The sequence below is a fragment of the Parageobacillus caldoxylosilyticus genome (assembly GCF_019272935.1).
Lineage (GTDB): Bacteria > Bacillota > Bacilli > Bacillales > Anoxybacillaceae > Saccharococcus > Saccharococcus caldoxylosilyticus.
Window position 1 is genome coordinate 335,433 of sequence record NZ_CP040553.1, and the last position, 16,111, is coordinate 351,543.

The window sequence follows — 16,111 nt, forward strand, 5'->3', positions numbered from 1 at the left end:
GGTAGGACTGAAGCCATTTCAATCATTTCGCAGCTTATCGTAGTTTGTGTTCGTTTTGCATTTTTAGAAGAAAGGTTTAATAAGCAGTGCCATGAGAAAGCATACGTTCATACCACGTTTCCTGTTGATGGGCTCATTCTTCGTCCAAACGACTTCCCGCTTGTTCCATTTCGTGTTTTATGTCGGTAAGCAGACCCTTCATGTATTTGCCCAACCATGTTCACGGATGTTCCGCATGCCTTGAGTTCCCGAAGATAATAGACATTACACAGCGTATGGCGGGCATAGGAATACCGAAATTACGGTTTCCATGCACCGTGTAGACCATTGTTTTTAGATAGCTTCCTGACCTCGTTCTAAGCGATGGCAATGGGTGACTGATACTGGTAACATAAAACCACCGCCGTTTCTCTTGAACTTGAAATCCAGTTTCATACACATGAAAAATCAGCTCCGATAACCATTTGTCTATAAATAACAGACCCCCGCTTTCGCCCGTGTACCGGTTGGTGTTCACCAAAATCCTTTACTGATGCAATGTCCAAACAAATCATTCAGAAGTTTCAAGTTATCTAGTCCAAACAGGTGAAGCGAGGAAGAGGCAAAGGAGTGTTTATACACAAAGTTCATTTTTATTTTTTCAATTAATTAATGAATAGTTGCAAGAAAAGCAGCATAAAATATTAGTTTATATTAATTTGCATTTTGCACACACTAATATTGATGATGTATAATATATATAGAAAGTACATATAAAATAAATAAGACCGAAGGTGCGGCAACACCCTCGGTCGTGCAATAGACGGTTCCCTTCAAGGGGATCGGACAGTAGGCAGAAAATAATCCACCCAGTCGTCGTCAACTCAAGGGTGGATTACTTCTTTTGATGATATGACAGTATCGAAACGATCAGACCTGCGAAAGTTATCGCAAACATCAATGATTCGAATACTGTCAACGGCACCACCCCCTTTCTATAGGGGTAGAATGCCGACCACCCTTGAGTTTTCCGTACTATTGCGCTTTTATTATATCACATTTTAGAAAATTTTTCTATAAGGAACGAACGCTTGTTTCGGTTTTATTACATTGTTCATTAGAAAAAATGGTTTAACAGCAAACAAAAGATAAATAAGAATTATCTTTTGTTTTTAATAAATAGTTGTATTTTTCTCCGTGTAAAACAGAACAAGAACTCTATTCAAGTCATCAACAACTACATATAGTTTTATCATCACGAACGATTTCAGAAAAACTCAACCATTGTGCTTCAGTGGAATACCGAAACACAATGGTTGCATAGTCTTTTTTATAACTGTCTGCTTGACAGGGGTAAAACCAAATAAATCGGTCTTTTTTGTATGTATTGTTCCACTAACGTTCCCTGTTAGTGGAACATTTGCACCAAGCCAAGATCAAGGGGTATCATAATTACCAGCTCTCCTGTTAGGTGGAAAAATAGTAACAAAAATGGCAACGACTGATCCTATGACTGTCTCCATTATGCGCGCCCATTCATAACCTCCCGAATGTAAAAAAGCCAAAACCATTACGACAGTTACGCCTATTTGTGAGATACTGTCTGGATGAAGTTTGAGAGCGTTCGCAATTGCCATCCCTACAAAAATACTCAGAAAGACTGCTATTCCTGACGGCATGATCCACTGAGAAATAAACAGACTGCATGCCACTCCACCTACAACCCCTAAAAAACGATTCATCGCTTTGGTTACAGCTTTTTCAAAAGTTGTATTAGTAATTAAAACGGCTGTTAACGGAGCAATAAAAGGATACAAATGGGGAGTAATGAAATTCGCTAGCCACCACGAAATTCCTGCTGCTAGTGATATTTTAAAAGTTTGTAAGGTGATTCCTACACGATTTAATCCTCTACTAAGATGTTTTATCAATACTTTGGTGTTCATAGGTATTTCCCCGTTATTATCCTTTTTGTTATTATTAGGTCAATTATTTCAATCCGAGTGAAATATACTTAATCTCTAGATAGTCTTCCATTCCATAATGGCTGCCTTCACGCCCCATCCCACTTTCTTTAAATCCACCGAATGGTGCTTGTGCAGCCGAAGGGGAACCATCATTTAAACCTATAATTCCATATTCTAATGCCTCTGTTATATAAACAGCCTCTTTAATATTCTCTGTAAATACGTAAGCAGCCAATCCATAAGGACTGTTATTAGCACGTTCAATAGCTTCTTCCACTGTTTTAAATGTTGTGATAGGAGCAAGTGGCCCAAATGTTTCCTCATTCATACAGTCCATATCGTCAGTAGCATTAATAATAACAGTTGGTTCCATAAAAAAGCCTTCTTCTTCTTTTATGGAGTTGCCTCCTACAAGGATTTTAGCTCCTTTTTGTTTAGCGTCTTCAATTTGTGCCTGTACTTTACGAACTGCTGCCTCGTTAATGAGTGGGCCTATATCTACGCCCTCTTCGAACCCATTACCCACTTTCAATTTTGCCGCTTTTTCTGCTAGTTTTTTAGAAAATTCTTCAGCAATCACTTCTTCTACAAAAATGCGGTTTGTGCATATACATGTTTGGCCGGCATTTCTAAATTTAGAAGCTATAACGCCCTCTACAGCTTTCTCTATATCTGCATTGGCTGTTACAATAAACGGAGCATGCCCCCCTAATTCGAGGGATAATTTTTTCACAGTGTCAGCAGCCCCACGCATTAAAATTTTCCCCACACGTGTAGAGCCGGTAAAAGTGAGCTTGCGTACACGTTCATCCTTTTGCCATACATCTACAATTGGTTCAGGATCGCCTGTTACAATATTAATGACTCCCTTTGGAATCCCGGCTTGCTCAGCAAGTTCTACCAGTTTCAAAGCAGTGAAAGGTGTCTCTTCAGATGGTTTCAAAACTGTTGTACAACCAGCGGCAAGAGCTGGTGCAATTTTTCGTGTAATCATAGCTGCTGGAAAATTCCATGGAGTGATGGCTGCAATAACACCTACAGGCTGTTTTTTTACTATAATACGTTTATTAGGAGAAGATGCTGGAATAGTTTCTCCATAAATTCGTTTTGCTTCTTCAGCAAACCAAGAGATATAGCTATTGGCATAGGAAATTTCTGCTTTTGCTTCGGAAAGAGGTTTTCCTTGTTCAGTGGTTATGATTTCCGCTAGCTCATCCGTATGTTCTTCAATTAAGTAATACCATTTTAATAGAAGTTTACTACGCTCTTCGGCAGTCTTTTTAGACCACTCCTTGAAAGCAGTGTATGCTGCATCTACTGCCATTTTCGCTTCTTTCTTACCGCCGTTTGGAACGGTTCCGATGATCTCCTTTGTAGCTGGATTGATGACATCAATGGTTTCTTTTGCATCCATCCACTGTCCATTCACATACATTCTGTTTGGAAACATAGGATTGTCCTCCTTAAATAAACTGCTGTTGTTTTGAACTCATTCACAGACTATCATGATTTTTGCATTAGGAGTACTTCCTTTATATACTAGGGGTATAACAAAAAGTTATGGGGGATAAAAATGAGAACAGAATGGCTAGAGGCTTTCTTGGTAACAGCGAAGACAAAAAGCTTAACAAAAGCTAGTGAGCAACTTCATATGACACAGCCAGCATTAAGCAAACAAATTAGAAAATTAGAAGAAGATCTGGGAGCCACTTTATTTACACGTTCTGCAAAAGGAGTAGAATTAACAGAAGCTGGGGATATATTATTTAGAGAAATTGAACCTGTTTTACATAAAATTCGCTCTATACAGAGAAAGATCCTATCTACACAAGAAACATCAGAAATTAAAATTGGAACGTGGCCAAGTATTGCCAGCTTTTATCTCCCATATAAATTAGCTACTGCTAAGGAGCATAACCGGGAAGTGAGTGTTAAAATTTCTTATGGCTTTTATGATATTTTAAATAACCTACATTCCGGAGACATCGATGCTGCACTATTAGATGATCGAGAAATTCAACATTCATACTGGTCTAAACCACTTTTTAAAGAACCTTTTTATTTGTTTGTCAATCATCTCCACCCACTGGCTAAGCATGAAGATATAATTTATTTTAAGGATTTCAAAAATGAACCCCTTGTTGTTCTCCCTTCTTCATGCGATGTTCGCATGTTAATAGAAGAAGCATATAGACTTCATCATTCTCAACTGAATATTGCTTCTGAAATTGACTTTGGTCAAAGTATTATAGGGTTTATCTCAGCAAATTTAGGCATATCTATTCTTCCAGAAATTTTTACCCATAATATAGATCGATCAATTATTAAGGTTCTTCCAATTGCAGATTTCAACGTAAAGAGACAGATCTCACTTATTGCACGAAATCCAGATATCGGAAAATTGTTATTTACCTTATTTTTTAATTAATACCTCCCTTTATAAATGTTGATATATCAACGGTTGTAACCGTTTCAGAGGTGTTAAAAAAATATTTTTCGACACGCTTTCTAACTTTATTTCTTAAACCTATGTAATATAGGACAGTGGGGATACGCTTCTCGCTGCCCAATACTGGTTTCATTTCGTTGTAGTGGAGGGACGTGTATGTGATGCATATAGATCTCTGCATCGCTGATGATGACAACCCCTCCTGTGTTTCTTGGCATCATTGTGCCCACAATCTAGATTACTCGGAAATGGTGTATATTCCAGCATTGCAAGCGCCATTTTCCCATTGGAACAAAATTTTATTTTGCCAACAGTCTAAGAGTCTCCTTTCCTAACTGAAAGGAGACTCTAATTTTTAAAAAGCACGGGATGAAAAGAGTTTACGATCTTAGAAAAACCCATACTTACTAAAAAATTCAAAAAAGCAAATCACTCTCATTATAGAAAATATAAAAGGCACGATTATTTAATATGGTACTTCCCTACATCATGACAACACTTTTCAATTGAGGTATTTATAATTTATTCGTCTGATATTGAAATGAAATGGTATTCTCTAGGACAGGATCAATAATCTTCATAAGATAACTATTTGCGTACTTAAAACCATTTATTAATGGGACTGTTCCACAGAAAACAATACAATTTCTAAGTATTACATTTTTATTTTTTAAAAAGCGAATAATTTCACTAACTGGAAGTATTGACTTAACTGAACTTTTTTGATATAGCTCCCAATCATTTCCTTCTTTAATATAAGAAACTAATTCTAAATCGTCCCAGTGATCGATGACATCTTGCAAAGACCACACTGTTGTTGCAAATGGTTTATCACATACTAATTTGGATTTATGAATATCTACTGTCTCCAATGCTCTATCCGTATGGTCACTTCCTACTGTAACATAAATTTCATCTTCTGATTCCCCAAAAATCAATACAATTTCTACTTCTCCTGTTGTTTGATCTCCTAGTACATCAATCACGGATTCTTGGGTGATGCTACTTTTTCTCATTGGATAAAGTTCAGGAATCTCTTTTGGTTCAGGTACACCTAAAGCCATTAGTTCCTTTATATGACTTAATATATGCTCTTTGTTTCTCCCCGAATATCCAATACAATAGCAAGTATTAATAATCAAGGTTTTTAATTCTGAACCTATCTTTACTGTATATTCATTATGCCTCATAGGACTTTTCCTTTCTTTATGCCTAAATATCATTCACATATTTTTTATTCATCAAAATTTATAGAAATGAATTGCTAATATTACTAATCTTCCTTTTGATATTTAATATCCACATATCTTAGTGCAAATAATGATATTACTGCTGCTAAAATAATATAAACACTAATCGCGTAACCACTATGAAACTTATTAAGAAGATAGGTAGAAATTAATGGAGCAAATCCACCTCCAATCATGCTTCTTAACATAAAACTAATAGCTGAGCCACTATATCTAAGATGTGCAGGAAAACTAGAAGCAATAACTGGAGCCAATGGCGCCCACATGGTAGCGTGAATGACTAATGCAATAATAACAGCCAGGAAAATTAATCCTGTATTTTTGGTATTTAGCAAATAGAAATATGGTAAAGCCCATAGAATAAGTAGTATATTACCAAATCCGAGTATTTTTTTAGGGCTTATCTTATCGCTAATATATCCAGTTAAAAAGATTGTAAACACTGCTATAATTGCACCCACAAGTGTTGCATTAACGAAAATGGATTTATTTAGACCTAAATATGTAATTCCGTAAGTCGTAGTATAAAATGCAAATACTCCAAAAGCAATATCGCTGCTAACATTTGAAAAAACTGCGGATAACACTTGTTTAGGATAATATTTAAATATCGAAACAACAGGAAGTTTTGGCAACTTTTTTTCATCAAGGACCTTTTGGAACGAAGGAGTTTCCAATAAATTAAATCTAATCAATAATCCTACAAGTACTAAAACTATGCTAAGAATAAACGGTACTCTCCAACCCCATGTTTGAAAATTATCGCCAGAAATCGAAATAAAAAGGGATGTTACTGCAGTTCCTAATATTAAGCCAAGAGGCACGCCAATTTGAGGCAAAGTGGCCATAAAACCTCTATTTTTATTAGTTCCCCACTCCATTGAAACAAGAACAGACCCTGGCCATTCCCCTCCAATAGCAAATCCTTGTATAAATCTTAATAGTGTAAGTAAAATAGGGGAAAGCAAACCTATTTTTTCATATCCTGGTAATAATCCTATAAGAACTGTCACTGTTCCCATTATTAATAATGTTGCTATTAGGGAAATTTTTCTGCCAATTTTATCTCCAAAATGCCCAAATAAAATTGCTCCTAACGGTCTTGCAAGATAACCGATGGCATAAGTTGAAAAAGTTAATAAAGTAGCAACATATGGATCTTGTTGAGAGAAAAATAGCTGTGGAAATATAATTGCAGCCATTGTTCCGTAAAGGAAAAAATCATACCATTCTATAGTTGATCCTAATACACTAGAAATACCAGCAATTTTTTGTTGCTTCTTGTGATCAATTTGGACTGTCCTATCAGTAACTTTAATCATCAATGTTCCCCCAATCACATTTACGTATTGAAAAAATCGTTATTAAAATCTTAGCTCTTTGATTGACTTATCCATTTTTCTAATTCCATATTTGTCACCTCCATTTATGTAAGAAGATTTCATGAGTTGCAAAAATCTTATTTTTATGTGAAATGATGTTATAATACTCGATGTTTTAGTTGTGGGAACATCTCGCGTATATAATCAATCTGATCAAGATTGATTTCAGTTTTAACTATAGTTTCAAATTCACCTGCAGAAGCAATCACTGTACCCCAAGGATCAACAACTTGACTATGACCACCCATGAGGACATTCCTTGTCGTTCCTACACAATTGCTAGAAATCAAGAAACATTGATTTTCAAGCGCTCGAACTACATTAAGTATTTTCCAATGCTCTAATCTCTGATGCGGCCAAGCAGATGTGACAAGAAAAATTTTCGCTCCTTGGTCTACTTGTGAACGATATAATTCAGGAAAACGCAAATCATAACAAGTTGAAAGTCCAACTTTTCCGAATTCTGTTTGAACCACAATTGGTTTTTCCCCGGGTGTTAATATTTCTCCTTCTGCCGAACCATAGCGAAATAAGTGAATTTTCCGACTTTTACCAATAAGCTTCCCTTCTCTGTTAAATAAAACACTTGTGTTATAATATTTGCTCCCTTCCTTCTCAACAAAACTCCCAGCATGTACATATGCACCTAGTTTTCTTGCTTTTTCGGAAAAAAACTGCACGAAAGAGCCATTGATTGTTTCAGCTTCTTTAATATAATTGTCAAATGAAAAATAACCTGTTGCCCAAATTTCAGGAAGAATAATCAGATCATAACCCTCAAGCTCATCTAATTTCTGGCCTACTCGGATAATTCTCTCTTCTTTCGTTTCTCCATCTTTAATTTCAACTTGAATAGATGCTACTTTCATTTAAAAATCCCCCAATTCCAGTAATAGTTTCATATTCGGTAATGTTTTTCATCAGTTACAATCGTTTTTACTTTGTACATAAAAACATAGTTAGGGCTTTCCTTTTTGCTTAAAAAACACTCACATGAAGATGGATTCCTCCAATAAACACATAAATCTGTGCATCTAATTTTTTATGTTTTCCCATTAACTAAAATTTTGAGTAGCATGATTTAATCCATAATCTGAAAGGAATCCCCTTTTCAATTACTACCTACATAATTTTAATGTTTCTTTAGTTTTACGTAGATGATCCAAAATAAATTTTGATGCTAGTCCTGAATCTCTATCCTCTATTGCTTTAATAATTTGATTGTGTTCCATTAATACATCCTTCATTCTTCCTTTTCGACTGACTGCCTTTAAGCCCATCAATTGAGTAAGATTATGAAGATTATTTAAAACTTGTTCCATTAGTTTATAGTTGGCCAATCTTGCTAATGAAAGATGAAATTCTTGGTCTAAATCAATGAATCTAATATTATCATCGTTTTCCATGGCTTTTTTTTGTTCCTGAACAATGTTTTTAAGTAACTGAAGTTTGGTTGGAGAAGGGTTGATTTCTATCAGTTTTTTGATTACTTCCACTTCAATTGCACTTCTTAATATAAAGATTTCCTCTTGTTCATCAGGTGTTATTTTTCTTATAGTCAATCCCTTTCGAGGGATAGGTACAAGCAGCCCTTCTTTGACTAAATTTTGTACAGCCCCTCTTACAGGGGTTCTTGATGTATTTAATAATTCTGCCAATTGAACTTCTGTAAAAATTTCTTCATCGCCAATATCACCATTTAATATAGCTTCCATAATTTGTCTATAAACCATTTCTTGTGTAGTTTTTTCTTTAATTGGCTCTAATTTAATACGCCCCATTACTTCATCATCCTTTACCGTTATAAAAGAGAATATAGGGTTATATTAAATGGTGTACTATGTATACATTATACATAATACAGGATGCATTAATCAATTGATGATTTATAATTTTCGAAATATTTTATATCCTGTTTTACTCAAAGGTCAGATTGTTGAATTTCTTCAAATTCCGATCAGCCCCTGGTCAACTTCTGAGGAAGCCACTTTTCTTATTCCTGGTTGGAAGGTATTTTACAGAAGAATGGGAATCACAACGACGATTAGTCATTATACTTTATACAAACAGTTTTTTGCAAAATAGCTAAAACGGTCTTTTTCCTCCGATCAACAGAATCTGCCTGATGGATAGTTATATCATTTATTAACAAGCATATGAGATGACTTGAACATCATGAAGTGGTAAAATATTTTTGAATTTTCCGTAAAGTAGTATGGGAACGATGTATGATGTAGCCAGCTACGATTTTATTCGTTATTGCTAATGTTAATAATTTACTTAGACATCATGATATAACTTAAATCACGGATACATGGATTAATTAATCAATAACAGGATAAAGGTGGGGCGAAATGAAAGAACTTACTCCAAAAGAATTTCGTGAAATGGTAAAACAAAAAAAGTGGGATAAACCAACTTCTGGAATAGCTCCGGGATATACACAAGCAAATCTTGTTATACTTCCAAAAGAAGACGCTTTTGATTTTTTGTTATTTTGCCAACGTAATCCAAAACCCTGCCCGCTACTAGAGGTTACAGATGTAGGAGACCCTATACTAAAAACCATTGCTTCTCATGCAGATATCCGTACCGATTTACCAAAGTACAGAATTTATCAAAACGGGAGATTTATAAAGGAAGTAACAGATATAGTTGATATATGGCGAGACGATTTTGTAGCATTTCTTATTGGTTGTAGTTTTACATTTGAAAATGCTCTAATAAAGCATGGAATAAGTATACGACATATTGAAGAACAAAGAAATGTACCTATGTATAAAACAAACATTCCTTGTGTTCCTGCAGGACGCTTTCATGGAAATATGGTAGTAAGTATGAGACCAATGACTCCAAAAGATGCAATTAAATCTGTTCAAATCACATCTTGGTTTCCGGCTGTACATGGTGCGCCAGTTCATATAGGAAGACCAGAAGATATTGGCATATACAATTTAGATAAACCAGATTTTGGAGATCCTGTTACTATTAAAGAAGGAGAAGTACCTGTATTTTGGGCTTGTGGAGTGACGCCACAAGCCGTAGCAATCGAGAGTAATTGTAAATTTATGATTACTCATGCACCAGGACATATGTTTGTATCAGATTTAAAAGATGAGTTCTTTGCAATCCTATAACAATCAGTAACATAAAATTGATCGGCCTTGACATCATTACGTGTAAAAAATGCCGCAGAAAAATGTTCTGCGGCATTGTTGTAACATCCAAACTCCTCAAAGATAGAACGAACTCATCCCCCTTGATGTTTCAAGGGGGATGAGTTTAAATTGCGTATAATACAATTATAACGAATAGTTTACCATAGTTTTATTATCGTCAACTGATGCTACCAATGTGCCGTTTTCTTTTTCACTAACAATCTAACAACAGATGCAAATTAGTATGATAATTTGCACCAAATTCCTTAATACCAACTACTAATAGTGAAAGTCCCGTCGCAACCCGTTCCAATTGGAGCCCATCTAAATTCACATTGTGCCCAGATATAATAACTATGTCCTTCTTTAATTGGACCAACTCGTTTATTTACTATTTCTTCTTCATTGAGAAAATAACCCCAATCAGGATCTTCTCGCCAAAATTGATCAGTAACGTCTGTTCCGTCATCTCTATAAACTCTAAAATATAACCAAGTATGTCCTAGATCAGAATTGTTATTATGGCCATATACCCCTAGATACCCACCTTTAGGAACCCATACTTTTCTAGTTGTATAGACTTTACCATCAGGAGCACCATCAAAAATAATGGTACTTTTGTCTTTAAGGGTTACAGCATAAACATCAGAATGGAAATTCATTAAGAAGGAGAACAAAACGATAAAGGAAAAGAGGAATACCTTTTTCATCATATAACCCCTTTCTCCAAGTTATTTTATACCCTTAAATATACTCGTTTTCATAAAAATGGAAACGGACTTTAGGAGCATTTTTCTCCCCTTTTTTCAGGTCAGTTACATTGGGTAGAAGTTTGGCTTGGCGCATTTTTAGGCCGTTGCATGAAAAAATGCGTTTTATTCTTTTACCTCTGCTCCTTCTTTGCATCCCCCCATTATAATTTTTTGTTTGTTAGGCGCATAAAGGGATTGTGCTCTTCGGCTTGGGGAAAATCGGCTAACTAAGCCTAAAGAGCACAGTTTTTAAGACTTGCTAAGTTATTGGGCTTCCCGTAAACTGTCAACGAATCGCTTGATACTTCGTATGCTCCACTTCGTTCCGCGCCCTTCTACCTGCCTTCACAAAAAAATTCCTTCCTTTTCAAACAAAGGAAGGAGGTTTAACAGATGAAAAAGTTGTTGTCATTACTTTCATCTTACTTACAGCAACACTCTTCTTTATGTGGATATCATAGTTCATTCAAATGTTTTATATGCTTGAGACTTGTGGTTTTTTATCATATTTACCTAAAAGATTCGGTGCCGTTAAGTAAACGAGCCCGTTTCCTTCCAATGCTTTTGAAAAGCCTAGCGGCATTGTACGTTTGATTAATTGAGCATAGAGTTCAGGTTCTGTAAGCTTTCGTCCAAATTCTTTTTCAGATAATTGCTTGATTAAAGCCAAAGCTCCCGAAACATGAGGAGTTGCCATCGATGTACCACTAAAAACGGCGAATTTTCCGCCCGGAATGGTGGAAAGAATTTTTTCCCCTGGTGCTACAACATCAATTTCCTTATTGGAATTGGTAAATCGAGATATTTGGCCATCGAGGCTGACGGCTCCAACTGAAATAACTTCATTGTAGGCTGCTGGATAGGAAAGCTCTTCCGTTCTTTCATTTCCGTCTCCTTCATTCCCTGCAGCACATACTACTAAAATATTGTTTTCAACAGCTCTTTTCACAGCTTGGTGTAATTCCGGCACATCGGAAGGACCACCTAATGACATGGAGATAATATCTACTTTTTGATCTACAGCGTAGTTAATTGCATTCACAATCCATTCATATTTACCAGTTGCTAACTCCGGATTGTTTGGATCATTTACCAACACTTTTAAAATTAATAGTTTTGCTTCAGGGGCAACACCGACTACACCTTGTCCATTTTCTGTTGCGGCGATCGTTCCAGCCACATGTGTTCCGTGACCGTTATAATCTGAATAATTATCAACATCACCGTTATCATCTGTGGTGAAGTTTCTACCGCCAATAATTCTATCTTTTAAATCAGGATGATTTTTATCACATCCAGTATCAATGACAGCAATCACAACGTCTTTGCCTTTTATACCTTCTTTCCAAATCTCAGGTGCTTGTACCATATTGACGCCTTCAGGGATTTCCTTTACATTATCAAGCTTTTCTTCAATCTTAAACGGAATCAAACGAACAGTATTTTCCATACTAATCCCTCCTAAAAATGAAATGGCTAAAACAGGTACAACTCCACCAAAAACCAAATGAACAATCTGAACTTTCTGTAAATTTTATCATAAACATGTCCCACAAAATAGATTCTTTAGTATGGTTTTTTGGCGATTTGATTTATAAACCAAAAGTTATATAAATTTACATATTTTAGAAAAATATATAAACTATGGAATGAAAATTCTTCCTCCGTAATCCAAACGAAAATGTCATCAAATTTTTCAGTCTATCAGTTATCTTTTCTTTGATTGGATCATGTCGATCAGGTATTCTCCCAAGTAAACAAGTTTTACGTTTAAAACTTTATCTATGTCATATGACCTATTTTTTCCAATAAATAAATGTTGCTGATTATCAATCTTGACAATGTCGCAAGGTTAAAAATCAATCATCGCCGGCACAGCGGCTAATTCCCTGAAAACCTCCTTCCCTACACTTTCCCATTGCTGTGTCTATAATACATCAAACAGCATCCCTAAGCTGAGCGCACGAAAAAACAAAGGGATGGCAAGGACCACCCCTTTTTCTCGCTCTATTCATTTTAAGATTCCACAATTGACCTGTTTTTAGATGATCGTATTTATTTCTTGCTCCATTTTGTATCCACTTTAACCCCAGCATCATGCAAAAGATTGAACACGGGACATCTTCTCTCCACTTCATTTTTCAGTTGCTCGATTCTCTCTTCACTTTCTTCGGTTTGTATATTTACTTGGAAACGAACTTTTTGGAAATGCGTGCGAACGCCTTCTTCCCCCATTAGCCCTCGGGTATCAATAATTCCTGTCGCTTCAAACTCAATTCCCGAGAAAGTAAAGCCCAATTCTTTGGCAACTAATGGAATCATCACTCCATTACAACCGCACAGTGCTGCAACTACATATTCCAGCGGAGTTGGCGCTGCATCAACCCCTCCTAATTCTGCTGGTTCATCCATAGAAAAAGTAGGAAAATTTCGTATAGAAATATTGGTTTTGACGCCCGATTCCCATTTACCTTTAGCAGAGACTTTCACTAATGTAGAAGCTTGAGCCATGTCCTTCCCCCCTTTAGTTAAGTAAATTTATCGGAATTAATAAAATTATAAAAAAATAACCGTAGAGTGTAAAGAAAAACTTTCAAATTCACATTGCCCTGTTTTTCAAATATACAGCTCCGCTTAAGCTGAAATCACAGTCGTTTGCGATTCGAATCGCTCCTTTTTCATTGTCTATGAGAAAAATCGCCGCGACCGAACCAGAGATTCCATTTCGATTGACAAGAAAACGATTGGTTGCGATACAAATCTGACCTTGGTACAAGTACTTGACAAACGCAGCGTCAGAGCTTCTTGGCCTTAACAAAGTTCTGTGTCATATTTTGAAAACGTTATCATTTAGTTGCAAATTTGGGAAAGGTAAATCTGTTGTCTAATCTTATTGGAGTGAGTCGTTTGGCTTTCTATTTAAAATTACCTTTTGTTTCCGGAATGATGAAGCTTCCAAACAAATACAAGAGGAAGAGAGCAATCGAGAAATACATCAAGGATAATGGAATATCCGACGTTTGGCTGCTGACCATCGTTACGAAAGTTGGCATCATCCCACCTACGGCAAAACCCATATTCCAGGACAGCCCGGTACCCGTCGAACGAATAGCCGTTGGGAAACGTTCATTTAAAAAGACCAGTACGGGAGCATATGAACCATTCCCTAAAAACGCCAGTCCCATTGCATAGAGTGTAATCAGTGTTAGATCTTGGGCGGCTGCCAGTTCTGTATACAGGTACGGGAGAGCAATCAGATTCACGATACCTAGTAAAATGAACGTTTTCTTTCTACCAATAATGGTGCTCAAATGACCGAGAACAACAGAAGCGATCATGGCAGAAATACTGCTTACCATAAGAATCATAGAGGATACTGTCTGCGGGATATTATTGATTACTTTTAAAAAGGTAGGCAGATACCCGCAGGTTAGGTAATATGCTGATCCACCGCCGATCACAATCATTAAATTAATCAATAAAACCGACAAGTATTTCGTGAATACCATTTTTACTGGAGACTGCTGGTTTTCCGTGTTCGTTTCTTGTGCCTCCTTGTGCTGTAACCACAGAGGAGACTCCTCAAGCTTTTTAAATACAAACAGCCCCAGCACAGAGCATAATATGCCGGTAAAGAACATGAAGCGCCATCCCCACTCGCTGAATTCCGGTCCGTGAAAAATATTGGATAGAACAAAATATACAATGGAAGCCAGCAATGCACCAAGAGCAGCACCGCCCCCGCCGACAAGACCGGACATCAAACCTCTCCATTTCTCCGGTGCGGATTCCGTACCAATCGTATGAGTGGAAGCAACGACTCCTCCGACAAATACACCTTGGATTAAACGGAGAACAATAAATATGATCGCTGCAGCGGCACCAATTTGAGCTACCGTTGGCAGTGCTCCAAACAGTGCAGTAGAAATCCCTACACCCGACACGGCCACAACCATTGCCCGTTTCCTTCCGTTGCGATCGGCATAGGAACCAAAAAGTGCTGATCCGAGCGGACGCATAAATAGTGTAACGGCAAAGGAAGCATACACAGCGGCCAATGAGAGCGTGGGCTTATCTGTCGGGAAAAACAGCTTCCCTAATTCAGGAGCAACATAGAGCAGAATAAATAGATCATACAAATCTAACGACCATCCCAACAAGGAAGCCATAACTGCCGCTACCATCTGTTTTCTACTAATCGATACTGCCGTCTGTCCTTTGAACGAAGAAGCTTGCTGAACAGTTGTCTCCGTATTTACACTCATGCTGACCCACCTTTCTTGTTTATATTTTATTAATTTTCAGATAATAATCACTTCAGGAAGTGGAGCGATTTCCACTCCCTGAAGTTTTCGGTTTATTTACCTTGAAAGTTCGGTTTTCTTTTTTCCACGAATGCCGCTACACCTTCCCTGAAGTCCTCTGTTGTACGGAGTAAACCATATGCTTTTCCTTCAATTTCAAGACCTGCGCTAAGAGGTGTTTCATAGGCTGCATTCAGTACTTGTTTACATACTTTTAGCGCAAGTGGCGAAAACTTCATAAGTTCATCTGCAAGCGCATTGACTTCATTTTCAAGATCTGCTTTTGGAACTACTTTCGTGATAAGCCCCCATTGATATGCATCATCAGCTGGTATTCTTCTTGCTCTCATAATCATGTCTTTCGCGCGGGTTAATCCAGCTATTTTTGCTACCCTCTGTGTTCCGCCACTTCCAGGAATCATACCAAGATTCATCTCTGGCAGCGCTAGGAGTGTATCATCAGCCGCGATACGGAAATCACAAGCCATCGCAATTTCAAGACCAACTCCAAATGTATAACCTTGTAGTTGGGCAATCACCGGCTTTGGAGAACGCTCCGGCGCTGCAACATTTACAGCAAGATGTGAGAGTTCTTCTGGATGTACTTCCATAAATTCTGGAATATTTCCTCCGGCACTAAATGCCTGAGTACCTTCTCCTTTAATGATGATGACACGAACATCATCATCTTTGTTTAACTCATCAAAAATTTGCGAAAATTGGGATCGCGCGAGCATACTGATATAGTTCATTTTTTCTGGACGGTCAAAAACAATAGTAGCCGTCTTTCTCTCACGATTTTTTTCCACGCGAATATGATCATATTGTTTTACTGCTTCCATCATTAGTTCTCCTTTCTGAATATTAGTA

Annotated in this window: 13 protein-coding genes; 2 read left to right on the forward strand and 11 right to left on the reverse strand. The window is 36.9% G+C overall.

Going from position 1 to position 16,111, the window contains the following annotated elements:
* Positions 1 to 1,415: 1,415 nt before the first annotated feature.
* Positions 1,416 to 1,925, reverse strand: coding sequence for an FUSC family protein (locus tag BV455_RS01795; protein WP_042411848.1), 510 nt, complete (start codon positions 1,923 to 1,925; stop codon positions 1,416 to 1,418).
* 43 nt (positions 1,926 to 1,968) lie between these two features.
* The gene (locus tag BV455_RS01800; protein WP_042411847.1) at positions 1,969 to 3,396 is read right to left on the reverse strand and encodes an NAD-dependent succinate-semialdehyde dehydrogenase; all 1,428 of its coding nucleotides are present in this window, start codon (positions 3,394 to 3,396) and stop codon (positions 1,969 to 1,971) included.
* Between the two features lie 123 nt (positions 3,397 to 3,519).
* Here BV455_RS01800 and BV455_RS01805 point away from each other — a divergent pair, with 123 nt between their 5' ends.
* A complete protein-coding gene (locus tag BV455_RS01805) occupies positions 3,520 to 4,374 on the forward strand; it encodes a LysR family transcriptional regulator (RefSeq protein ID WP_042411844.1) in 855 nt (284 codons plus the stop codon).
* A 536-nt stretch (positions 4,375 to 4,910) separates the two neighbouring features.
* On the opposite strand, the gene BV455_RS01810 is transcribed toward BV455_RS01805, so the two are convergent.
* From BV455_RS01810 to BV455_RS01825, 4 genes are all read right to left on the reverse strand, one after another.
* Entirely contained in the window at positions 4,911 to 5,585 is a 675-nt protein-coding gene (locus BV455_RS01810; RefSeq protein WP_218687676.1) for a DUF2848 family protein, read from the reverse strand.
* An 83-nt stretch (positions 5,586 to 5,668) separates the two neighbouring features.
* On the reverse strand, positions 5,669 to 6,967 hold the full coding sequence (locus BV455_RS01815) for an MFS transporter (RefSeq protein ID WP_042411840.1): 1,299 nt from the start codon (positions 6,965 to 6,967) through the stop codon (positions 5,669 to 5,671).
* Between the two features lie 158 nt (positions 6,968 to 7,125).
* A complete protein-coding gene (locus tag BV455_RS01820; RefSeq protein WP_042411839.1) occupies positions 7,126 to 7,896 on the reverse strand; it encodes a carbon-nitrogen family hydrolase in 771 nt (256 codons plus the stop codon).
* Between the two features lie 249 nt (positions 7,897 to 8,145).
* Complete coding sequence (locus BV455_RS01825) at positions 8,146 to 8,808, reverse strand: GntR family transcriptional regulator (protein ID WP_218687677.1); 663 nt, start codon at positions 8,806 to 8,808, stop codon at positions 8,146 to 8,148.
* A gap of 573 nt (positions 8,809 to 9,381) precedes the next feature.
* On the opposite strand from BV455_RS01825, the gene BV455_RS01830 reads away from it, so the two are divergent.
* On the forward strand, positions 9,382 to 10,164 hold the full coding sequence (locus BV455_RS01830) for a putative hydro-lyase (protein ID WP_218687678.1): 783 nt from the start codon (positions 9,382 to 9,384) through the stop codon (positions 10,162 to 10,164).
* Positions 10,165 to 10,451: 287 nt separating this feature from the next.
* Here the strand turns inward: BV455_RS01830 and BV455_RS01835 are convergent, their stop codons facing one another.
* From BV455_RS01835 to BV455_RS01855, 5 genes are all read right to left on the reverse strand, one after another.
* Positions 10,452 to 10,898 carry a hypothetical protein gene (locus BV455_RS01835; protein WP_223845299.1) on the reverse strand — a complete coding sequence of 149 codons (447 nt, stop codon included), beginning with the start codon at positions 10,896 to 10,898 and terminating at the stop codon, positions 10,452 to 10,454.
* Positions 10,899 to 11,412: 514 nt separating this feature from the next.
* The gene (locus tag BV455_RS01840; RefSeq protein ID WP_081163017.1) at positions 11,413 to 12,387 is read right to left on the reverse strand and encodes a S8 family peptidase; all 975 of its coding nucleotides are present in this window, start codon (positions 12,385 to 12,387) and stop codon (positions 11,413 to 11,415) included.
* A 605-nt stretch (positions 12,388 to 12,992) separates the two neighbouring features.
* The gene (locus tag BV455_RS01845) at positions 12,993 to 13,448 is read right to left on the reverse strand and encodes an OsmC family protein (protein WP_218687679.1); all 456 of its coding nucleotides are present in this window, start codon (positions 13,446 to 13,448) and stop codon (positions 12,993 to 12,995) included.
* Positions 13,449 to 13,852: 404 nt separating this feature from the next.
* Entirely contained in the window at positions 13,853 to 15,202 is a 1,350-nt protein-coding gene (locus tag BV455_RS01850; protein WP_218687680.1) for an MFS transporter, read from the reverse strand.
* A gap of 92 nt (positions 15,203 to 15,294) precedes the next feature.
* Positions 15,295 to 16,086, reverse strand: a complete 792-nt coding sequence (locus BV455_RS01855; protein WP_245005325.1) for an enoyl-CoA hydratase/isomerase family protein — start codon at positions 16,084 to 16,086, stop codon at positions 15,295 to 15,297.
* Between the last annotated feature and the right edge of the window lie 25 nt (positions 16,087 to 16,111).